The sequence below is a fragment of the Paraburkholderia sp. SIMBA_053 genome, assembly GCF_046534895.1.
GTDB classification, from domain to species: domain Bacteria; phylum Pseudomonadota; class Gammaproteobacteria; order Burkholderiales; family Burkholderiaceae; genus Paraburkholderia; species Paraburkholderia caledonica.
On the sequence record NZ_JAWRXU010000016.1, the window covers coordinates 14,101 to 34,826 of the forward strand.

The 20,726-nt window shown below is 60.7% G+C and carries 19 protein-coding genes; 3 read left to right on the plus strand and 16 right to left on the minus strand.

The features are described 5' to 3' along the window. Positions 1–2 precede the first annotated feature (2 nt). From SB753_RS30025 to sapR, 7 genes are read right to left on the minus strand one after another with little or no spacing between them, the layout of a single operon-like run. Positions 3–770 (minus strand): ABC transporter ATP-binding protein, encoded by a 768-nt coding sequence (locus SB753_RS30025; RefSeq protein WP_410803482.1) that lies wholly within the window; start codon positions 768–770, stop codon positions 3–5. Then, a complete protein-coding gene (locus SB753_RS30030) occupies positions 767–1,657 on the minus strand; it encodes an ABC transporter ATP-binding protein (protein ID WP_410803484.1) in 891 nt (296 codons plus the stop codon). The genes SB753_RS30025 and SB753_RS30030 overlap by 4 nt, the downstream gene beginning before the upstream one ends. A gap of 1 nt (position 1,658) precedes the next feature. Further along, positions 1,659–2,573 carry a nickel transporter permease gene (nikC, locus tag SB753_RS30035; protein WP_410803585.1) on the minus strand — a complete coding sequence of 305 codons (915 nt, stop codon included), beginning with the start codon at positions 2,571–2,573 and terminating at the stop codon, positions 1,659–1,661. 58 nt (positions 2,574–2,631) lie between these two features. Next, entirely contained in the window at positions 2,632–3,702 is a 1,071-nt protein-coding gene (locus tag SB753_RS30040) for an ABC transporter permease (RefSeq protein ID WP_410803486.1), read from the minus strand. A 21-nt stretch (positions 3,703–3,723) separates the two neighbouring features. Beyond that, positions 3,724–5,331 (minus strand): ABC transporter substrate-binding protein, encoded by a 1,608-nt coding sequence (locus SB753_RS30045; protein ID WP_410803488.1) that lies wholly within the window; start codon positions 5,329–5,331, stop codon positions 3,724–3,726. A gap of 57 nt (positions 5,332–5,388) precedes the next feature. Then, positions 5,389–5,955 carry a D-alanyl-D-alanine dipeptidase gene (ddpX, locus tag SB753_RS30050; RefSeq protein WP_027805108.1) on the minus strand — a complete coding sequence of 189 codons (567 nt, stop codon included), beginning with the start codon at positions 5,953–5,955 and terminating at the stop codon, positions 5,389–5,391. A gap of 5 nt (positions 5,956–5,960) precedes the next feature. After that, positions 5,961–6,839, minus strand: coding sequence for a sap1 transcriptional regulator SapR (sapR, locus tag SB753_RS30055; protein WP_204523753.1), 879 nt, complete (start codon positions 6,837–6,839; stop codon positions 5,961–5,963). A 466-nt stretch (positions 6,840–7,305) separates the two neighbouring features. Between sapR and SB753_RS30060 the strand changes: the two genes are divergently transcribed. Then, positions 7,306–8,187 carry a hypothetical protein gene (locus tag SB753_RS30060; RefSeq protein ID WP_410803490.1) on the plus strand — a complete coding sequence of 294 codons (882 nt, stop codon included), beginning with the start codon at positions 7,306–7,308 and terminating at the stop codon, positions 8,185–8,187. 143 nt (positions 8,188–8,330) lie between these two features. Here the strand turns inward: SB753_RS30060 and SB753_RS30065 are convergent, their stop codons facing one another. After that, positions 8,331–9,482, minus strand: a complete 1,152-nt coding sequence (locus tag SB753_RS30065; protein ID WP_020071081.1) for a branched-chain amino acid ABC transporter substrate-binding protein — start codon at positions 9,480–9,482, stop codon at positions 8,331–8,333. Between the two features lie 148 nt (positions 9,483–9,630). After that, positions 9,631–10,866 carry an NAD(P)/FAD-dependent oxidoreductase gene (locus SB753_RS30070; protein ID WP_410803492.1) on the minus strand — a complete coding sequence of 412 codons (1,236 nt, stop codon included), beginning with the start codon at positions 10,864–10,866 and terminating at the stop codon, positions 9,631–9,633. A 389-nt stretch (positions 10,867–11,255) separates the two neighbouring features. On the opposite strand from SB753_RS30070, the gene SB753_RS30075 reads away from it, so the two are divergent. After that, entirely contained in the window at positions 11,256–12,659 is a 1,404-nt protein-coding gene (locus SB753_RS30075; RefSeq protein ID WP_410803494.1) for a PLP-dependent aminotransferase family protein, read from the plus strand. 383 nt (positions 12,660–13,042) lie between these two features. Here the strand turns inward: SB753_RS30075 and SB753_RS30080 are convergent, their stop codons facing one another. The 7 genes from SB753_RS30080 to SB753_RS30110 all read right to left on the minus strand — a co-directional run bounded on the left by SB753_RS30080 (position 13,043) and on the right by SB753_RS30110 (position 19,629). Continuing rightward, positions 13,043–13,666 (minus strand): hypothetical protein, encoded by a 624-nt coding sequence (locus tag SB753_RS30080; RefSeq protein WP_310071895.1) that lies wholly within the window; start codon positions 13,664–13,666, stop codon positions 13,043–13,045. A 605-nt stretch (positions 13,667–14,271) separates the two neighbouring features. Continuing rightward, positions 14,272–15,399 (minus strand): porin, encoded by a 1,128-nt coding sequence (locus tag SB753_RS30085; protein ID WP_020071077.1) that lies wholly within the window; start codon positions 15,397–15,399, stop codon positions 14,272–14,274. 328 nt (positions 15,400–15,727) lie between these two features. Next, positions 15,728–16,084, minus strand: a complete 357-nt coding sequence (locus tag SB753_RS30090) for a host attachment protein (protein WP_087752704.1) — start codon at positions 16,082–16,084, stop codon at positions 15,728–15,730. 89 nt (positions 16,085–16,173) lie between these two features. Then, complete coding sequence (locus tag SB753_RS30095) at positions 16,174–17,388, minus strand: alkene reductase (RefSeq protein WP_410803496.1); 1,215 nt, start codon at positions 17,386–17,388, stop codon at positions 16,174–16,176. Positions 17,389–17,780: 392 nt separating this feature from the next. Then, positions 17,781–18,023, minus strand: a complete 243-nt coding sequence (locus tag SB753_RS30100; RefSeq protein ID WP_020071074.1) for a hypothetical protein — start codon at positions 18,021–18,023, stop codon at positions 17,781–17,783. Between the two features lie 191 nt (positions 18,024–18,214). Next, the gene (locus SB753_RS30105) at positions 18,215–18,874 is read right to left on the minus strand and encodes an SDR family oxidoreductase (RefSeq protein WP_410803498.1); all 660 of its coding nucleotides are present in this window, start codon (positions 18,872–18,874) and stop codon (positions 18,215–18,217) included. 224 nt (positions 18,875–19,098) lie between these two features. Then, positions 19,099–19,629 carry a DUF1269 domain-containing protein gene (locus SB753_RS30110; protein ID WP_020071072.1) on the minus strand — a complete coding sequence of 177 codons (531 nt, stop codon included), beginning with the start codon at positions 19,627–19,629 and terminating at the stop codon, positions 19,099–19,101. A gap of 433 nt (positions 19,630–20,062) precedes the next feature. On the opposite strand from SB753_RS30110, the gene SB753_RS30115 reads away from it, so the two are divergent. After that, positions 20,063–20,716, plus strand: a complete 654-nt coding sequence (locus SB753_RS30115; protein WP_131320587.1) for a BON domain-containing protein — start codon at positions 20,063–20,065, stop codon at positions 20,714–20,716. Positions 20,717–20,726 lie beyond the last annotated feature (10 nt).

Consider the following 20,726-nt stretch of genomic DNA (forward strand, 5'->3'; position numbering starts at 1 on the left):
CTTCATAACGACGCGTCCACGCCGAATGCTTCCGCGACCTTACGCTGATAACCGCCTGTCGCGAGCATCAGGCTGCGCGAGTACTCGCTCTCGACTTTTTGCGCCCGAATGCTTTCTATAGGGAGCTCTTCGACGATCTCTCCATTGCGCATGATCGCCACGCGCGAGCACAGAAAGCCGACCACGGCGAGATTGTGACTGACGAGGATCATCGTCAGATTGCGCTCGTGATGCAGGCGCTTCAACAGGTTGAGGATTTCGGCTTGCACCGAGACATCGAGCGCGGACGTCGGTTCATCCAGCAGCACGATGCGCGGTTCGACGATCAACGCTCGCGCGATCGCCACCCGCTGCCGTTGCCCTCCCGACAGTTGATGCGGATAGCGAAAGCGAAAAGACGGATTCAGGCCTACTTCGCGCAGCGCGTTCACGATTCTCGCTTCATGATCGCCAATGCCGTTGATACGTAGCGGCTCGCGCAACGTCTGATCGACGGTGAAGCGCGGATGCAGCGAGCCATAGGGGTCCTGAAACACCATCTGCACATCGCGCCTGCGCATGTCGCGATCTGAACCGGCGATATGCAGGGACCCCTCTGCAACGGGTGTGAGTCCGCTCAGCGCGCGAAGAATAGTCGACTTGCCGGAGCCCGATTCACCGACCAGACCGAATACCTCGCCTGCCGCGACATGAAAGCTTGCGCCGCGAACCGCATCGACGAGTCCCGTGGCCGTCTTGAAGCGAACGGTCAGTGCATCGACGCGAATCATAACGGCGCTCCTTGCTGTTCGTTTAAGTCGTTGAGCCACGCCGTGTCGCGCGAGAGCACGGGCAACTCGGCGGGGGGATCCACAAGCGGCGGGTTCGCGGCAAGCAGCCCGCGCGTGTACGGATGTTGGGCATTGACCAGATCGCGCGCCGCGCAGGTTTCAATGACGCGACCGGCGTACATCACCACCACGCGATCACAGAACGACATGACGAGCGGCAAGTCGTGACTGATGAAAATGAGGCCCGTCTGGTGCTTTTCGATGAGTTCATCGAGCACGGCCAGCACCTGCATGGAGACCAGCACGTCGAGCGCGCTCGTCGGTTCATCTGCGATCAGCAGGCGTGGACCTGTCGAGACCATCATCGCGATCATCACGCGTTGCCCCATGCCGCCTGACAACTCATGCGGGTACGAGCGGGCGACGCGTTCAGGGTTGCGAATATGCACGGACTCGAGCGCCGCGACGACCATTGCCCGCATTTCACGACGGCCAAGTTTTGGATCGCGCAGCGCGAATGCTTCGCGCATCTGCTGCTCGACTGTCATGACCGGATTGAGCGAATACTTCGGGTCTTGCAGGATCATCCCCATTTGCGAGCCGCAAAAGCGACGGCGTTTATGGGCCGGCATCGCCAGCATGTCCTGGCCGTCAAAGCGTAGACTTTTGGCCGTGCAATGTGCGGCGGGCGGCAACAAGCCGAGCAGCGCGCGGCCTGTGAGCGATTTGCCCGAGCCCGATTCGCCGACAATGCCGAGTCGCTCGCCCTTTTTCAACGTGAGCGAGAGACCGCGTACCGCTTCGTTCAGCGTGCCGTCATGCGCGCGAAACGCAATGCGCAGGTCGTCGATTTCACACAGCGGATGGGCCGCTTCGCTCGTGTGCATGTCAGTCTCCATGACGCGGATCGAACACGTCGCGCAGCCCGTCACCGAGCAGGTTGAACGCGAGGCTCACGAGCAGAATCGCGAAGCCCGGTATCGTGGCGACCCACCATGAATCGAGCAGCACGTTGCGCCCGGAAGCGACCATGAAGCCCCATTCGGGACTCGGCGGTTGCGCGCCAAGCCCAAGAAAGCCGAGACCCGCGACCGTGAGAATGATGCCGGCCATGTCGAGCGTCGCCCGCACGATCACGGACGACATGCATAGCGGCACCACGTAGCGCAGCAGGATGCGCAGATTCGACGCGCCTTGCAGACGTGCAACCTGAATGAAATCGGCCTGCACCAGCCTCAAGGTTTCGGCGCGAGCGAGACGTGCATATGCGGGCCACGCCGTGATGGAGATTGCGATCACGGCATTGATCACACCGGGTCCCAACGCTGCGGCGAAGGCGAGCGCAAGCACGATTTTCGGAAACGCCAGCGCGATGTCGGTTACGCGCATCAGCACGTTATCGACCCAGCCGCCGAAAAAGCCCGCTGTCGTGCCTATCATGAGGCCAATCGGCACCACTACGACGACCACGAGTGTGGCTATCGACAAAGTGAGGCGCGAGCCGTAGATGATGCGCGAGAGAATGTCACGCCCAAGCTGGTCGGTGCCGAGCCAGTGCGATGGCGAGCCCGGCGGCAGCAGGCGGTCCGACAGCACCTGACGCAAAGGATCATGCGGTGCGATCCACGGTCCGATGATCGCGACGATCACGAGCACCATGAGGATCGCAAAACCGAATACCGAAAGCGGATTGCCCGCGAAACGCCGCCAGCGTCGATAGGCGAGGCCCAACGCTGCCTGTTTGCGCGACGCGGGCGTGTCGGTGAGCAGCCATTGCTTCCACGTTAGGCGCGCGGCATTCATCGGCCAGTCCTGCGTCGAATGTTCAAGAGGATGACGCACGTCGAAAGTCTCCGTTGCATCAGCGGGCGCGTGGATCGAACACGCGATAGAGCGCGTCGGTGAGCAGATTCAACGCGATGAAAGTGGCACCTATCACAAGCGTGCTGCCAAGCACGGCGTTCATGTCGGCATTGAGCAACGCACCCGTCAGATACGATCCGATGCCGGGCCACGCGAATACGATCTCGGTCAACACCGAGCCCTCCAGCAGGAAGCTGTACGACAGCGCGATCACCGTGAGCAGCGGCACAGCGATATTGCCGAAGGCGTGCACCCACACGACGCGCCGCTCGGGCACGCCTTTCGCGCGCGCCGTCGTGATGTACTCCTGGTTCAATTGATCGAGCATGAACGAGCGCGTCATCCGGCTCAGGTACGCGACGGAGTAATAGCCGAGTATTGCCGCGGGCAACGCGACGTGCGAGACGGCATTGAAGAACACATCCCATTCGCCGGCCATCAGCGAATCGACTAGCAGGCTGCCTGTGCGCGGCTCGACCATGCCGTCGAACACCGGGTCTAATCTCCCGGGGCCCGACACCCAATGCAGCTTCGCATAGAACAGCAACAGGCCCATCAGCCCGAGCCAGAAAACGGGCACGGAACTGCCGATGAGGCCCACGAAGCGCGCGACGTGATCGATCCAGCGGTTATGGCGCGTCGCGGCCACTACGCCGAGCGGCACGCCGACCAGCACGCCGGCGATGGTCGCCAAGGTGGCCAGTTCGAGCGTGGCGGGAAACACGCGGCGAATGTCGTCGAGTACCGGACTGGCTGTCAGCAGCGACACGCCAAGGTTGCCGTGCAAGACCGCATTCACGTAGATCAGAAATTGCTCGGCGAGAGGCTTGTCCAGACCCAGCTGGATGCGCGCGGCCGCATAGGCGGCGGCCGACGCGCGATCCCCGAGTATCGCGAGCACCGGATCGATTGGCACCTTGCGGCCGATCACGAACGTCACAGCGAGCAGACCCGTGAAGGTGATGGCGAGCGTCAGCGCCCAGCGCAACAGGCGCAGCGTCCAGCGCACGCTCGCGCAGCGCGCGGACGCGGCGCGAATGCGGTCGATAGGAGTCAACGTTGTCGACATGGTTCGGACGCCGCCCGGCGATTACTGTTTCTTCACGTGCAGGTACGACACCAGGTCGTTGATCGGCCCAACTTCGAGCCCCGACACGCCGGGCCGCATCGCTACCTGTGATACCTGCTGGAACATGATGACGAACGGCGACTGCGCGAGCATTTCCTTCTGCATCGCCTGATAAAGCTGCGGGCGTTTTGCAGTGGACGATTCGGCAAGTGCGGCATTAGTTTCTTTCGTCAGACCGGCGATGTCCCACGAATTGCGCCACGCGAGCATTTTGTACGAGGACTTGTCGGAGTTGTCCGGGTTCCACGCGAAGCCCTGCGCATTGCTGTGCGGGTCGATGTAGTCGGCAGACCATTCGCCGATGTAGATGTCGTGCTGGCGCGCGCGATACTTGGCGAGCGTCTGCTTGTTATCGCCCGGAATAATGTCGACCTTGATGCCGGCTTGAGCCAGATTGGCTTGCACCGCCTGCGCGATCTCGTTGTACGGATAGGCGCTACGCACGTCCATCGTCACGTTGAAGCCGTTCGGCAAGCCCGCTTTGGCGAGCAGCGCCTTTGCCTTTGCGACGTCCTGGTGATAGGGGTTGCTGTTGAGCGCGCCAAGAAAACCTTCTGGCAAAAACGTTTGATGAACCTTATAGGTCGTCTTCACCACGTTCGTCTGAATGCCGTTGTAATCGATCAGCCACTTCATTGCTTCCTGCACTTCGGGCTTCGCGAGATTCGGGTTCTTCACGTTCAAGCCCAGATACAGCAACGTGGCTTGCGGTACGGCCGTCACGTGAGCCTTGTTCGACTTCGTCAATGCAGCGAGGTCGTCCGGGCTCAGATTGCGCGCAATGTCCGCGTCGCCATTTTCGAGTAGCAGGCGCTGGCTCGATGCTTCAGGAACATGTCGCAGCACGATGCGCTTCATGGCGAGCGGCATGCGGTAATCGTCGTATTTCTGCAGAATGATGCTGTCGTTGGCGGTCCATTTGACCAGCTTGTAGGCGCCCGATCCGGCCTCGTTCGTGCGCAGCCATTCGTTGCCGAAGTCATTGCCTTTCTGATGGGACATCAGCAGTTTTTTATCGAGCACGGAAGCGGGCCACGCGCCCAGAACGTTCAGCACGAAGGTCGGCGCGTACTTCTGATCGGTCGTGATACTGACCGTTGAATCGTCGATCTTTTTGACTTTGTCGAGCGCGTTCTCTTTGGTGAGCCCGATGCCCTGCAGCACAGCGGCAGCGCCTTTGTCGAGAAGCACGCAGCGCTGAATCGACCATGCGACGTCATCGGCCGTCAGAGGGTTGCCGGAGTGGAACTTGAGACCGGAGCGGATCTTGAAGGTGAATGTGAGTCCGTCGGGGCTCACGGTCCAGGATTGCGCGGCGTCCCCGTTGAATTTCGATGGGTCTTTCAGGTCGACCCGTACCAGGCGGTCATAGGTGTTCGCGACGTATTCTTCCGGCACCAGTTCGTAGACCTCGCCGGGATCGAGCGTCGAAAATTCGTCGAGCGTCGTGGCCATGACAAGCATGTCTTTCGGCGTCGCCGCGAGCGCGCTGCCTGTCATCGAGATGGAAAACGTCATCGCGGATGCCACCGCGACCGCTGCCAGCGCATTGCGCAAAACCAGATTCATACTTGCTCCGCATGTAAAGGAAGAGAACCTGCAAACGGACAGCCAGAACCTACCAGGTCACATCAACTTCAACGGGCCGCTTTCGCTGTTGTCTATAACCGGCAGCGCACGCGAGCCAGGCAATTCGTAATGCCACCATTCGCTTGCGATGTGCGCAAAGCCGGCCGCGTGCATGATGCCGAGCAACAGCAGGCGATTGCGCTGCACAGACTGCGGCAGCCCTTGATGGAAATGCTCGGAAGCCTTCACCATCTCGTCGAAACCGGTGCCCATGTCTAGCGGTTGACCGTCGCCGTCTATCAGCGTGAGGTCGACGGCTGTGCCACGGCTATGATTCGAGCCACGGCCCAATTCGGCGATGTACGTCGGGTCGGGCAGAAAGTCCCACAGCACCTTTTGTGCTTGCGGCGGCCGATAGGCGTCGAAGATACGCAACGTCATGCCTGCGCTGTCCGCGAGTTCGACGGCTTTGCGCAATGCAGCTTCGGCGGGTTCGAGCAGCAGGCAATGCGCTTCGCGGTAGATCGGCTTGCCCGTGAAGTTGCGGGACGTCGCATAAACGAGGTCGATATCCACCCGATGTGTGTCGGGGGTGATAGGTATCAGGCGAGGAGTGTCGGTCATGGCTATCAGAATTCGAATTGATCGAGTTCGCGCTGCAGTTCGCGATTGCGCGCAACGCGCCCGTCGATGGCGGGGCCGAGACATTCAACAATTGAACTCAGCAGAAGATTGAAGAGACACGTGAGCGGCGCAAGCGAGTCCCAGAACTGGCCGACGTCCGTCTTGACTTGCAACAGATCGCATTCGAAATCGCGCGCCCACGGGCAATAGAGATCGGTGACGAGCGCGAAGGCGATGGCGCGCTGCGTCGCGGCTTCGCAATAGCGGCGTGCGATGCGTGAATAGGCGCGCGTGTCCGTCACGATCAGGTAGGGCGATGCAAATTCGGAGTTCAGTGAATCCACGTACGAGCCCGACATTCCGTCGGAATAGAACACGCGTGGTCGCAGGTATTCGAGGTAGCTGAAAAACGCATTCGAGATGCCGCGAGTCGATTGAATGCCCACGACATACACGGCGTCAGCCGTGGCAACGCGCTCTGCGACTCGCCCAAATCCTTCGCTTCGTGCGAGCTGATAGACATCGCGTACGGCGTCTACCTCCAGCTCCATTGACCGTGCCAGTGAGTCGCCTTGCGAACTCGTGCCTTGCGTGTCTTCTTGATGGCGCTCGCTGCGATAGGCATCGAGGCGATCGGTAATGAACCAGGGACGCGTTTGCGCGCCGCGTAACTCGCGCTTCAGCTCATCGAGATTGCGATAACCGACGCTGCGCAGGAAGCGTCCAACGGAAATGCCGCTCGTTCCTGTCTGCTGTGCAATCTGATCGGCCGTTTCAAGACCGAGCCGGTCGAGATTCGCCAGCATATAGCTCGCAATGCGCTTGGCCGTCGGCGTGAGCGTCGTAAAGCTCTCTTTGACGGTATGGGCGAACGCAGTGGGCATCGGATCTTGTGCGTTAGTGTGCGTTATTTATCTGTCACAGCGACGTGCGCTGGTAGCTATCTGACAAGGACAATAAAGCGGACGCTACCTTAATTTTTCAATCGAAGACATCCAGTCAATAGTCGATTCGAAGTGCGAAGGTGTACGGGCAGCAAAGCTGCTGAAGCATGCGTTCAGATCGCATTTTGCGGATTGCTGTTTGGTTCGGCGTCCGGAAGTGTGACCAACCTGCGTGGTTGACCAGGATCGGGATCGACATCCACGGCGAGCGCTTCGAATTCCGTTGCGGTTGCTTCGCGTCCGCGTAGGGCAGCTTCGCGGCTACGCGCCGTATCTCGACAACGTCCGCTAGTCTTGACTCGCGCCCTCACGTGTCTGCGCTCGCTCTGCTGAGACTGCAGAACTGGCTGGAGGACTCGTCTCGAACAAGGAGCTAGCTGTGTCCAGTATTAAAACGAAACCCAATTTGACGATCAACACGTCGAGCGTCACGCAACATTCGTCCACGGGCTCGTCTGAGCCGTTGAGTACATCACCGTCAGCGCGCGCCAGGAATCCGGCGCTGGCCGCTTTGCCACCTTCACCGACCAGTCCGCGCGCTTCCGCTGGCCGCCTGTTCCTCGTTGCAAAGGCCGCGCAGAAGTTCAAAGGCACCGGAAACGTGGGTGTCGAAACCAAGCTGCAGCCGAAACTCGAAGCGGGAAAGGCACATAAGGACGTTGCGTTCCAGGAGGGTGGCGGATTTGTCGTCAAGAGCACATATACGAAGAAGTTCTCCGCTGATGAGATGGCTCAGCGAAACGCAGACCATCAGGCTAAGCTGGCAAAACATGAAGCGGATGTCGGCGCCTTTAAGGACCAGAATCCGCAACTGGAAGGAAAGAAACTTGAGAAGGCCCTCGGCCAGCAGAAATTGGGCAGTGCGCCCAAGCCACCCAAGCCAACCAGACCGCTTGGATCGAATGAAGTCGAATATCACCCGCCTGGCGGCATACATTCTCTGAATCAGACGGATCTTCCTGGCCAGCCCGGCGAGTTCGGCGGCTCCTATGCGCGCGTCAAGCGCAGTGATGGCGGTTCTTCCTCCGAGTTCGAACGGCTGAGCCGCTTTGGTAAGTTCGGGGACAACCAGACTATTGAGGGCAAGCCGCTCGGCGGGCAGAGCAGAGCCGATCCATCCACTATCAGGCGGCAAGCGCCTGAGCGACGCAATTCTGAGCCGCCGTCACCGGCCACGGCCCAGGCCGTTCTGGACAAGTACTACAACAAGCCCGTCGAGACGATGAAAGAACTCGAGTCGGGCAAGCCATATAAGGACATTGCGCAGGCGTCCTCGTTGGACGAGTAACTTTTCTCACCGCCACACCTGGCTGTTCGCAGACACGGTGAACTGCGAGCAGACCAGTGCGGATCTTTATGGCTCGTCGCGGTTGCGAAGAGCAAGCACATTAGACGCCGCCGACACTTCGTGTAGGTGTGTAATTGCGCATTTCAGGCGCCGCTCCCTCCCAGCGTTTTCATGCTCTTCCATTGACCCTGTTGAACCTGGAACAACGTGTACGGCGGCTTGATCAGATCGCCGTACGGATCGAACGCGATCTGTCCGGTCACGCCCGTGACGTTGACCTTCGACAGACTGTCGACGATCTTCGAGCGGTCGAGCGAATTCGCCGTGTGAATCGCCTTGAGCATCGCGAGCGCCGCGTCATACGCAAACGGCGCGTACAGTTCCACGTCCTGATTGAAGCGTGCCTTGTAACGCTTGCCGAACTCGAGCGCAGCCGGCTGCTTGTCGAGCGCGGGACCTGGTTCCAGATCCTGCGTGCCGTCGCCCGCGGTCCCGGCGATCTGCAGGAACGCATTGCTCTTCAACGCGCCCGCGCCGAACAGTTGCGCGTTCATGCCCAGAGAGCGCATCTGCTTGATCAGCATTGCGCCCTGTTCATCCAGGCCGCCGAAGAAAATCAGATCGACGTTCCTGCTCTTCAACGTCGTCAGGATGGCGCGAAAATCGACCGCTTTGTCGTTCGTGAATTCGCGAACAACGATGTTGCCGTTTGCTTCTTTGGCGCCCTTTTCGAAGGCGTCCGCGAGACCCTGGCCGAACGCTGTGCGGTCGTCGATGATGCCGATTCGCTTCGCCTTCATCTGCTCCACCACGAAATGTCCTGCGACCACACCGCCGATGCCATCGTGGCCCATCGTGCGAAACACATTTTTGTAGCCCTGCTTGGTCAATTGCGGATTGGTCGAGCCCGGCGTGATCATTGCAACATTTGCCTGGTGATAGACCGTCGACGCCGGAATGCTGCAACCCGAGTTGTAATGGCCGATCACGCCGACCACGCCATCGTCGACCAGCTTCTGCGCGACCTGGATCGCAACGCGCGGATCGGCCTGATCGTCCTGCACGTCGAGCACGAATTTGACTGGCTTCCCGCCGACAGTGGGATGTCGTGCGTTTTCTTCGTCGATCGCCAGTTGCGCGCCGTACTGCAGGTCTTTCCCAACCCGCGCAACAGGGCCCGTTAAAGGTCCGACAAAGCCGATCTTGACGACTTCCGGATCGGCTGCCGACGCAAACGGCGTCTGCGCGCCGAGCAGGCAGACGGCGAAATTCAACAGCCAGTTGCGGCGATTCATGATGAGCTCCTTGCGAGATGTCACGTCGCGCGTTATGTCGAACGAGCGGTTCGATGCGCGACGCGTCGAAACCGTCCCACGTATGGGTAGATGAAACTGAAACCTGTCGCTGCTGTGTCCGGTGAGTTGTCCGCAGTCTGGTCCTTCGCTAAATGCCAAAACGCGTCGCCGCATATGGCGCAAGATCGAGCGGAGGCGAACGACGCGCAACCAGGGCCGCGACGATTCGCCCGCTCACGCCGGCCAGCGTGAGCCCAAGATGCTGGTGACCGAATGCATAGATCACACGCTCGCTTGCACGCGAGCGCGCGAGCACCGGCACACCGTCGGGCAAGGTCGGACGAAAGCCGAGCCAGCTGGAGTCCGGCGTTTCGAGCAGAGGCAACGCGCGTCGTGATGAGAACGTCAACAGGTCGAGCAACGAGCGGTTGCGCGTGTCGCTGAAGCCGCCCAGTTCGACGGTTCCCGCGACGCGGATGCCGTCGCTCATCGGCGTCATGTAAAAGCCCCGCTCGGCCCAGCCGACAGGCCGCGAAATGAGTTGCTGCGCGCCCGGATAACGCACGTGATAGCCGCGCTCGGTGTCGAGCGGCACGACGTCGCCGCATTGCCGCGCGAACTGCGCTGAGCGCGCGCCCGTAGCGATGACCACATGGCCAAAGCGCCGCGTGACTCCGTCGGCCGTCACGCTTGCGCCATCGCCGGAAGGCTGCACCGCGCTGACAGTCGAACGCTGCAGCGTCAGTCCCTGCGCCGCCAGTTGCTCAAAAAGCGCTTGCAGGAAGCCTTGCGGATCCGAGAAATGCCAGCTGTCGCTGAACAGCACGCCGCGCTCGAAAATCGGCGCGAGCGATGGTTCGAGCGCGCGAATGTCGTTGCCGCCCAGCACGTCGAAGGTGACACCGAGCTGCTTGCGTAGATCGAGCGAGGGACGCGCCGCGTTGAACGTAGCTGCGCTGGAGTAGAGATACAGGCATTCACGTGACCGCACGAAGCGCGCGAGTTCGGCATTCGCCAGCAACGGCGCATAGCCTTCCTGCGCTTGCGCGAGCAGCGCAGCGAGCGCGACCGCGCTCGCCTCATAGCGGCGCGGCAGCGAACTCATCATGAAGCGCGCGAGCCACGGCACCAGGTGCGGCAGGTATTGATAGCGCAGCCTGAACGGGCTGTCGCCTGAAAACAGGTAGCGCGGCAGGTCACGGAACACAGACGGGTTGTTCACCGGAATGCATGCGTAATGCGCGAACGTCCCTGCGTTGCCGAACGATGCGCCTTGCCCGACGCCGGACGGATCGAATAGCGTGACCCGATGTCCGTCGCGCATCAACGAAGCAGCGCTGGCAAGGCCGATGAATCCCGCGCCGACGATGGCGATCTCAGACATTACTGGCGTCCATCGCGATCATCGTGACGTGCTGTTGACGTAAAGCCGCGCCGGATTTGGGCGGTGCGTCGGAGACCGTGGACTGCGTAACACGCACTGGAACACTCCTGCTGGCTGATTCCCGAACGATGCCTGGCGGCGTCGCGACACGCTCGCTACCAGACAAACTCTGGCATCTAGAATCACACAATAAATTTTTGTGTGCAATTAAAACGACTGTTGTGTGGTCCTGGCATTTTCCCTGGATGAAGGCGGGCACAATCTTCGCCGCTGTCCACGACCACGTCGGGACCGTCAGGAAGGCATACGCTCGGGCGTGTCTGGTATAGAATCGCCACACCTCCGCACAATTGCGGACAAAGCCGGTTTGTATGGAGACAGTTGATCTTATGGCTTCTGGCAAAGACGCAGCCCGCGCGGCCAACGGCGCGCCGGAGCAGACGAAGCGATCGACCTACATCGAAGTGTCTAGCTCGATCGAGAGCGAAATCCGCAGCGGCGTCTATCCGCCCGGCAGCCGTCTGCCGCCGCAGCGGCAACTGGCGACTGAACTGGGCATCAACGTGTCGACGGTGTCGCGCGCCTACAAGGAATTGCAATTGCGCGGGCTGGTGATCGGCAGCAAGCGACGCGGCTCGCTAGTGACGGGCGGCGCGATGCCGAGCGTTGAACCGGCGCGCGCGACGAACAATGCCGCCATCGACCTGACGGTGAACCGGCCGGCCACGGGCGAATTTCTGGAGTGTCTGGCGCGCACGCTCGCCGAGTTGCCACGCGATCCACGCTATTCGCAATTGCAGGAATACCAGCCGCCGCAAGGCCCCGAATGGGCGCGCGCGGCTGGCGCACGCTGGATGGCGGCGCCCGGATTTACGCCGGATGCCGCGCACGTGGTCGTCACGAGCGGCGCGCAGCACGGCCTGTATGCCGTGCTGAACAGTCTGATCGGCACGGACGGCGTGATCCTCGCCGACCGGCTCACCTACTACGGGCTGAAGGCGCTTGCGCCCGTGTTCCAGTTCGAGATCGTAGGCATTCCGAGCGACGCCGACGGCCTGCTGACAGATGAACTCGACGCCGCATGCCGGCGCATGCCGGTCAAGGCGATCTTCACGGTGCCCAATCTGCAGAATCCGACTGTCACGACGATGAGTCTCGAGCGCCGGATGGCGCTCGTCGACATCGCGCGCAGGCACGGTGTCGCGATCATCGAAGACGACGTATATGGACCACTGGTGTCTCAGCGTCTGCCGACACTCGCGAGTCTGTGTCCGGAGCTGACCTTCCATATTGCCGCGACGTCGAAGATTCTCGCGCCCGGGCTGCGGCTCGGCTATCTGGCGAGTCCGCCCGACAGTTCCGCGCTGTGCGCGGAGGCCGTGCGCACTACCGCGTGGATGCCCGCGCCGATGTCGATGCTGATCGCGTCGATCTGGATCGAGGACGGTACCGCGCGCCACATCATGGATGCGCAACTCGCGGAGATTCGCGCGCGTCAGGCGCTCGCGCGGGAGTTGTTGCCGCAGTCGTTGCTACAGACCGATCCCGCCTGCATGTTCGTCTGGCTGAAGCTGCCGCCGCCCTGGCGCGCCGATGATTTTGCAGCCAACGCGAAGGCGCGCGGCGTGGTGGTCATGCCGTCGTCGGCGTTCGCGGTGGATCGCTCGGAAATCGAGCATGGCGTGCGTATCAATCTCGCGTGTGCATCGAGCCGCGATCAGCTCGTGAGCGCGTTGCGGTTGCTGGCGGGCACGCTAAAGGATCGGCCGAGGGCATTGTTTGGGACGATCTGAGTTCTGGCTCGTCGATGTCGCAAAGGCGGTTTCGCTTCAGGCTATCTACTACTCGTGCAAACCGTCGAAGCTGACGAGAAGCACATGTTCGACCTCATTGTGCCTGCCGTGATCGCCGTCTCCCCGCGATGATGGGTAACGCAACAACCTGCCGGACCATCAATGTGCAACGTGATTGCGTCGAGTCCGTGAACGTTGACTTTCACCTAGCTGTATTTCGCCGGGGTTGCACAAGAATTTAGATGAGTGCGAGAGGTCGAGTAGGCGACCCCATCGTCAGGCGGACGGTGCGGAACTAAAGGACCAGGAATTTTCGCCGAAGGCTGGGCTCAGCGCCGCTCATGGCAAGCGCCTCAGCGAGCGTGAGCCCATCTGGAACCCGATTAGCGGAAGCCGTAGACAACGATTTTCTTCCCCTCGAAATTTTCTTGCACAGCCTGCTCGCAATATTGCGGGCACGTTACCGAGTTGTCTCCGCTCGCGCCAGAGACAGTGACCGCCCTGTAAACAACGGATTCGACGAGCGTCCCATCCGCAGCGATGACCATGTTCAGGTCAGTCTCGACACCCGCCGGCACGGCTCCCCCGGCGGTATAAATGATTTTCATGGTGCCGGTGCAATCGGAGTTCACCGAGTATGTTCCGTTCTGGTTTGGATTGAAGGTCGTCAGGCCCCCTTTCGGCAGCCCGCCGATCATGCCGAAGTCGGTGCGCGTGAAGCCGCCCGTGCCATCGAACGTCACGAGGGCGACGTCATCAAGAATCAACGTGGACGCATAGGGAGCGACTTTATTATTCGGTCCTATCAATCCGATAATTTCGCCGTGACCGGTAAATGCATACGGTCCTCTGAGCGTTGCGTTCGAACAAAGGCCGCGTGGGCCGCCGTGTCCGTCGTGTCCCTCGTGGCTGTCGTGTCCACCGGGACCCTCGGCTTGCGCGGCGCCGCTGAGTAAGAGAAGCGCCACGGCGGTTGCTGAGAGAATGCTGAATGGTTTGATCTTCACGATAATCTCCTTGTTACCCAATCTGGCGCGAACCATCTCAGCGCAGGGGCCCATTGCCTGGCGGGATGAGACGCCGAATTCAAACGGAATGGAATTAGAGAATCGGTGCAGCGATAGGGCTGCCGCTGTTTGCGGAAACGAGCGATGGAAGAAAGAGGGCCGTCGGTGCTATTAGCTTTGGCTCACAGGATGCGAGAAAGCTCGTCGTTCGCTAGCTAGTTAACTGGCAAAACTAACTGGCGAAACGCTTCACCAAGCAGTAGTTTTGCCCGGTGTCGGCAGGCACGTGCAGAAGGGGTGCACGAAAGTCCGCGAATTTGTGACTTCGTGAGTCAGCCACGCTTTAATGTCGCATAGCAAAGGGGAGCGTAGTCCACAAACTTTGCCGATGCCAAACGAATATCGGACAAAACGCAGGCGCATTCAGAATCGCGTTGAGAGGACGATGGACTTTATCGAGTGATTCCCGACGACTCCGAAGAGTCTTCGTTGAAGTGCGCTGTGCCCGAGCCCAAGGTGAATCTGCGCCGGCGGGTGGCTCGCCGGCGCACACGGCTCTTGCGCAGATACAGGGCTAACTCGCTAGCCCTGTGCGCCAGACTTCCTTAGAAGCGGGTGAGTATACCGACCGAACCCATGACCTGATTGCCCGTCGACGAAGCGCCACCTGCGTTGTACATGACTGCGACGTTTTTGTTGCCGGTTGCATGCTGGTACATGGCTTCGGCATAAAGCTCCGTACGCGTCGACAGTGAGTAGCGCGCAATCGCGTTGACTTGATTCCACTTCGGATCGGCGCCGAACGACGTTGCACCACTCAGATGCGCATCGGTGTAGGCATAAGAAACGCCGAGCATGAGCGCTGGCGTAACTGCGTACTTGCCATTGAGTTCGTAGTTGTCAAAATGAGCGCCACCATTTTTCAGCCCGAACGCGTTCGTATTCTGATATTGGCTGTGCGTGTAAACAAAGCCGACCGTCGCAGGGCCGAAGCCGTAGCTCACGCCTGCACCAGCCGTACGCTGCACATCCGACGTCAGGCCACCCTTGAACTCGGTTGGATCAGCGGCACCCGTCGTATTCGGATTCGAAGCGCCCGAACCATTGATCTGCAGGTAGGCGGCAGCCACGTTCAAGCCGCCGAATTTGTAGCTGGCTCCCGCGCTGTACGCACGATCGACAGCAAAGCCTGTTTGGGTGTTACTGAACGCATACATACCGCCAGCCTTGAAGCCCGCATAGTCAAGGCTGGTGAACTTGACCGCGTTGTTGAAGCGAACGCTATGTTGCAGGTTGTCGTTGTCATATGGATGCGCAAAACCCGAGTCACCGAACGGGCCTGCCGTGGCAGACAGCGGTGCGACGAAATCAACCATGGAGTCATACTGGCGACCCAACGTGACGGTGCCAAAACTGTTGCTGCTCAGGCCGACGTACGCTTGACGACCAAACATCCGGCCACCCTGGCCGAGCGTGCCGTTATTGACGTTGAAGCCATTTTCGAGCACGAAGACGGCCTTCAGGCCGCCACCGAGATCTTCCGTGCCACGCAGGCCGAAGCGGCTACCGCTGATGTTGCCGCTCGCCAGTGCAACCCGGCTGCTTCCGCCGACGTTATTCGTGTACGTGATACCGGCGTCGATGAGGCCGTACAGCGTGACCGAGGTCTGTGCGTGGGCGGCCGTCGCGGCAAGCGCAACGGAGACAGCGAGGGCGATGCGAATCTTTTTCATGAATTAACTCGAGCGTGTTGGGATTGCGTCAGAAGACAGCGGGGCGAGTATAAAACCGCCCAGGCGGCGCACTTCATTTCCGGTCTGGATTGGACCTTTGCGTATTTCCGAAGTAATTCGCCACAATTTCGCCACAATTCTGGTGGTGTCCCAGCCCACAAGGCGCAGCGCTTCCGTGCTTCATCCCACGGCTCGAATCGCTGTTGTATCGAAGCGACGGTATCGGGGTTAGCCGCCGCCGCGAACCAGAGAGAACACGCCCGCGTGCAGGCCCGACTCTCTGACGGCTTGACGCATTGAATGCGGCCTACGACCGGGCAGTTCGCCGTCAATGACTTCGCAGGTGCGCTTGAACTTCGCGCGCATCGAGGGCCGAGAGGTCTTCGTTGATCTCTTCGAAAATCATCTGACGCGTCTCCTCGCTCAGGCGCGCGCGCAGCATCCCGAGAAACTTCGGCTCGGCGGCTAACCGCAATCGCTGATACCGCTGATGGAGCCGCCCCTGTTCGATATAGTCGGCGACGGTCTTCGCGAACTTTTCGCGATCCTTCTCGCTCAGCGCCGGTCCACTTGGGCCGACATTGACGAGGTCTTCGATTTCCCGCAATTCCAGTTTAAGTCCCGGTGTCTCGAAGATTCGTGCACGGCTGCCGTCGGCAACGACAACCCAGGTAGTCACAACCATGGTGCGCCTCTCAGCAATGATCGATCGCCGACTCTGCGGCCATCGCAAATCGTCGCGTGACGTCAGCGGGCTCGCCGGTCAACGACGGTCTATCTCCAACGCCCGTCGATGACGGACCGTGGGGCCTCCCCGCGCTCCTGCGCAAGCGACGGATAGTCGGTGTATCCGCGCTCGCCGCCTCCGTAGAACGTGGACGGGTCCGGCGAATTGAGCGGAGCGTGCAGCCGGAGGCGTTCGGGCAGGTCGGGATTGGCGATGAACGGGCGTCCGAACGCGATCAGGTCCGCGTTGCCATCCTCGAGCCATCTTTCCGCACTGCTGCCGTCGAACCCGCCTGCGACCATCAGCACACCGCGATAGGTGCGCCGTATCATCTCGCTCATGCGTTTCGCACGCTCCGTGAAAGTGCCGTCCTCACCGGTCGCCGCCAGCGCGGGATTAACGATGTGCAAATAAGCGAGCCGGTATCGATTGAGTTTCTCGATGACGTAAGAGAACGTCGCCTCGGGATCGTCGTCATGCATGTCGTTGAAGCTGCCGAGAGGGGAAAGCCGCACGCCCACCCTTTCGGGCCCCCAGACTTCGCAAACCGTCTCGATCACCTCAAACAGCAGCTTGGCCCGGCGCTCGCTCGACCCGCCATATTCGTCCGTGCGGTGGTTTGTGCCCGACAACAGGAACTGGTCGAGCAGATACCCATTCGCTGCGTGCACTTCGACGCCGTCCATACCGGCAGCCTTTGCGTTGCGCGCACCCCTGAAATACTGGCGCACGAGGTATGGCATCTCTTCGATCTGCAGCGCGCGGGGCGTGACGCAGGGCGCGAGGACACCTTCCCCGCGCTCGTTCTCGATGAACGCCTCCGCTTCCGGCTGGAGCGCAGACGGCGCAACAGGCAGCATTTCATCAGGCTGCAACGAAGGGTGCGATATGCGTCCGACGTGCCAGAGCTGCATGAACATCAACCCGCCTGCCTCGTGCACGGCGTTCGCCACGAGCCGCCAGCCTTCGACCTGCTCGCGACTGTGAATCCCGGGCGTCCATGCATAGCCCTGTCCTTGCATCGACACCTGCGTCGCCTCGCTGATGATGAGCGCGGCCGATGCACGCTGCGCGTAATAGCAGGCATTGAGCTGAGACGGTATGTTGCCAGGCCGGCTCGCGCGCGAACGCGTCAGCGGTGCCATCACGGCACGATGTCGCAGGTTGTACGGCCCCACCTTGACGGGTTCGAAGAGCTTGCGCAGCGGGATCTGATCGTCGTGCTGCCCGGCGGCAGCAAACGTGGTTTCCGTATCCGGCATGAATTCGCTCCTTGCGTTTTTGACTCGGCCCGAAAAGTACTGCCATGGACGCTTCCAGGCGTCGGCGTCGGATCACGTCGTCCTGATTCCGCTTCTAGCCACTCTAGCCATGGTCCGCGCAAGCTTCTTTCCGGTTTCTGCCCAGATCTGTCGCGATCCTGCCGCCGCGCGGTCTATCGCTTCATCGGGCCGGATCTGGTCCTCTGCAACGACCCAACGCATGTCCGGCTGCGTTCCGGTCGAGTTCCACGCCGCCGTCATCGGCGTACAGCGTGAGTGCCGCGCACAGATCGTCCGGTTCACTCTCCGAACTCATCGCCCGACCATACAAGCCGTTGTGTGCCCGACCTCGTTCAACGGAACCGCTCACGCGATCCTGCGGCGTTGCAGCGTCAATCCGGCAGAACGAACTCGGTGCGCATGTCTTCGACGATGCGCCGGACCTCGTGGGTGAAGTCGGTGCCCTTCTCGTTGAGCGGCACCATGTTCCAGTTCCTGCCGGCGGCATCGGGCGGGTGCCGTTCGGGCAGCGGTATGCGCACGCGCAGTTCTTCCGGCGTATTCGCGCTAATTTTTGCCACGCGACTTTGCGCTTCATCGCGAATCTGCTCGGCTGAGAAAACGGTCTTCGGCATGGGAGTTCTCCATCGCGACGGGCCGCACGGCTTTGTTCTCGCGGGCAGGCGGCCGACATTTCAGTCTAGTTCGTATTGTCGGAATGTTCGCCCGGACGTTCGCGCCGTTGCGCGCGTGTGAGTGCTCGACGCAACTGGCGGCCTGCGTCACCGCCTATGGCGCGACGATCTGGCATGAGCGGCGCGCAACGTCAATGAAGCGCGGCCAACGCGTCGTCGATCGGTTTGCTGCCACCAGCAAATCCGACGATCGTGTTGACAAGGCCGATCCTGAGCGCTTCAAGCGCGACATCGGCAACATCCTCGCGCGCAACGGGAGCACGAGCGGACTGCGCGTCGGCCACGATCTCAATCTTCCCGGTACCGGGCTCCATAGTCAGTGTGGCGGGACGCAGCACAAGATAATCGAGTCCACTGCCGATCAGATAATCGTCAGATGCGCGCTTCATCTGGGCGTAATGCCGAAGCGCATCTGGAGCGGATTCAGGGGCGTATGCCAGCAACGTGCTGACGACGATGAAGCGGTCCGCGCCATACTGCTTTGCGCAATCGACCGCCTTGATGATTGCGTCCCGGTCGATCTGACGCTCCTGCTCGGCGCCCTCGGATTCAGCGGAGCCAGCGGCAAAGATAACCGTATTAACCCCCGCAAGCGCCGCGCAAAAGTCCTGCGTCAGGTCGACGATCACAGGGCTCCCGCCGAGGCTTTCGAAGTGGGCCCGCTGCGCCTCGTCGCGCAGCAATGCACGAAACGGAATGCCCGCACGGTGCAATTTTTCCGCGACTAACCGACCGGTGCGGCCGGTGGCGCCAATTAATGCAATGTTCATCGTGTCTCTCCAGGAAGGCATCCGCGGGTTGCGCGAGCTTTCGGTGTGCTGCCGCTTTCCCGCAAGCCATCAGATAGCGGGGTTGCGGTCAAGGGCGGCATGGTCAGCTTGCATGGGTTCGCGCGCGGTTGGAAGCGATGTCCGGATCGCACTTCAGTTCGTACTCCGCGTCCGGGTGTCGATCCGACCCAACTGCGAACTTCGACACAACTCACGACCACGACCGTGATGCAGCGCAGTGATGCTTATGCTGTCGTGCCGCTGCTGTTCAGGCTCTCTAGTGCCTTTTTCAGGCGTTCCTCCTGATCGTTTGTGAGAGACGTTTTCAATACCTTTCCGCCGAAAGGCTTCAGCTCAGGCAGGACCTTGTCGAAATTCACTTGACGCACGAGGATGAAGAGTGCCGACGAACCCGGCTCGATGTTCTGGCCCGTCGAACGCATGAAATCATCATCGATTCCATAGTCCGAGAGCGCGCCCGACAGCGCGCCCGTACCAACGCCGATGGCCATGCCTGTAGCCAGTCCGGCGAGCGGATTGAGCAACATGAGACCAACCAGCGCACCAAACAGGCCACCCCACGCCGCGCCACTGAGCGCGCCGATCTTGACGAGATCGACGGCTTGCTTGAGGTGTACCTTGCCATTCGCGCTGCGGACCAGAACACAGGCATCCTCAAGGTCGATCAGGTGCTCCTTTTGCATCTGCTGGAGTTTGGTCAACACCTGGTCGGCCGTTTCTTCGCCTTTAAAGCTTACAACGACTAAATCGCTCATCGATTTGCTCCTTTTCTCTGGAAATAAGCGCAGACCGTTACGCGCGGCAAGACGGTTGAACTCATGCTCAGTGCCGCGCGCAAGACGTCGACCGCGCCGCAAAACAGCAGCGGTGCCAGCCAACCGTGCATGTCGCGCCCGGCGCGCACCCTGGAATTTGGACGGGTCATTGACGCGATGACGATGACCTCAAGACTAGGTTCTTGACGGTTGCACTTCTTCCTCATTCCTGCGAAGACGTGTCGGATCTCTGCGCTGTGCTGCGCGGCTTTCGAATGTGAACGTAAGGTGGCATTGCGCAAAACTGCGCAGGCGTACGGAAGAAAATGGGCCCGGCGCGTCATACCGTTGCCCTACCGCGGACCGATGCGTGTGGAGTAGGGCGTGGTCCGCGTGCGCGCGTTAGTCCATCAACAAACCGACGAGGAGCGTGATGAGCGCCGACGAAGACCTCAAGCGAGACGTAGAGAACGAACTGAAGTGGGATCCGGACGTCGATGCATCGGATATCGGAGTTGCAGTCAGGGACGGTGCGGTCACATTGTCCGGTTTCGCGCGCAGCTTCCGGCAAAGGCGCAAGGCCGAAGAGGACGCGACGCGCGTGCGCGGCGTGAGGGGTGTCGCAAACGATGTGGAGGTGCGGTTGCCTTTGATCAACAGGCCGCCCGATCCGGAGATCGTGCGCGAGATCATTGCCCAACTGCAGGTCGAATTGCCTGATGCGGCGGACACCATCAAGGTGGTTGTCAGGGACGGAGATGTGACGTTGAAGGGCGAAGTCGAATGGGACTACCAGCGCCGCCGCGCGGCAGATACGGCGCTACGGGCGAGCGGCGTAACCGGCCTCACGAACGAGATTGAGATCAAGCCGAAGGTCGAGCCCGACGACCTCAAGCGCAAGATCGAGGACGCGTTCAAGCGCAACGCGGAAGTCGACGCACAGCACATCACTGTGGAGGCCGAAGGCAATAATGTCGTCCTGCGCGGCACGGTCCGCTCGTGGGCCGAACGCGAGGAGGCCGAGCGGGTAGCATGGCTTGCCCCCGGTGTGATGCGGGTCGACAACCGGATCACCGTCGATTACTGATAGGTTCGTG

Excerpts from the sequence above, each read along its gene's own strand:
- SB753_RS30025 (WP_410803482.1), bottom strand. The coding sequence starts at position 770 with ATGATTCGCGTCGATGCACTGACCGTTCGCTTCAAGACGGCCACGGGA.
- SB753_RS30030 (WP_410803484.1), bottom strand. The coding sequence starts at position 1,657 with ATGCACACGAGCGAAGCGGCCCATCCGCTGTGTGAAATCGACGACCTG.
- nikC (WP_410803585.1), bottom strand. The coding sequence starts at position 2,573 with ATGAATGCCGCGCGCCTAACGTGGAAGCAATGGCTGCTCACCGACACG.
- SB753_RS30040 (WP_410803486.1), bottom strand. The coding sequence starts at position 3,702 with ATGTCGACAACGTTGACTCCTATCGACCGCATTCGCGCCGCGTCCGCG.
- SB753_RS30045 (WP_410803488.1), bottom strand. The coding sequence starts at position 5,331 with ATGAATCTGGTTTTGCGCAATGCGCTGGCAGCGGTCGCGGTGGCATCC.
- ddpX (WP_027805108.1), bottom strand. The coding sequence starts at position 5,955 with ATGACCGACACTCCTCGCCTGATACCTATCACCCCCGACACACATCGG.
- sapR (WP_204523753.1), bottom strand. The coding sequence starts at position 6,839 with ATGCCCACTGCGTTCGCCCATACCGTCAAAGAGAGCTTTACGACGCTC.
- SB753_RS30065 (WP_020071081.1), bottom strand. The coding sequence starts at position 9,482 with ATGAATCGCCGCAACTGGCTGTTGAATTTCGCCGTCTGCCTGCTCGGC.
- SB753_RS30070 (WP_410803492.1), bottom strand. The coding sequence starts at position 10,866 with ATGTCTGAGATCGCCATCGTCGGCGCGGGATTCATCGGCCTTGCCAGC.
- SB753_RS30075 (WP_410803494.1), top strand. The coding sequence starts at position 11,256 with ATGGCTTCTGGCAAAGACGCAGCCCGCGCGGCCAACGGCGCGCCGGAG.
- SB753_RS30085 (WP_020071077.1), bottom strand. The coding sequence starts at position 15,399 with ATGAAAAAGATTCGCATCGCCCTCGCTGTCTCCGTTGCGCTTGCCGCG.
- SB753_RS30090 (WP_087752704.1), bottom strand. The coding sequence starts at position 16,084 with ATGGTTGTGACTACCTGGGTTGTCGTTGCCGACGGCAGCCGTGCACGA.
- SB753_RS30095 (WP_410803496.1), bottom strand. The coding sequence starts at position 17,388 with ATGCCGGATACGGAAACCACGTTTGCTGCCGCCGGGCAGCACGACGAT.
- SB753_RS30100 (WP_020071074.1), bottom strand. The coding sequence starts at position 18,023 with ATGCCGAAGACCGTTTTCTCAGCCGAGCAGATTCGCGATGAAGCGCAA.
- SB753_RS30105 (WP_410803498.1), bottom strand. The coding sequence starts at position 18,874 with ATGCCTTCCTGGAGAGACACGATGAACATTGCATTAATTGGCGCCACC.
- SB753_RS30110 (WP_020071072.1), bottom strand. The coding sequence starts at position 19,629 with ATGAGCGATTTAGTCGTTGTAAGCTTTAAAGGCGAAGAAACGGCCGAC.
- SB753_RS30115 (WP_131320587.1), top strand. The coding sequence starts at position 20,063 with ATGAGCGCCGACGAAGACCTCAAGCGAGACGTAGAGAACGAACTGAAG.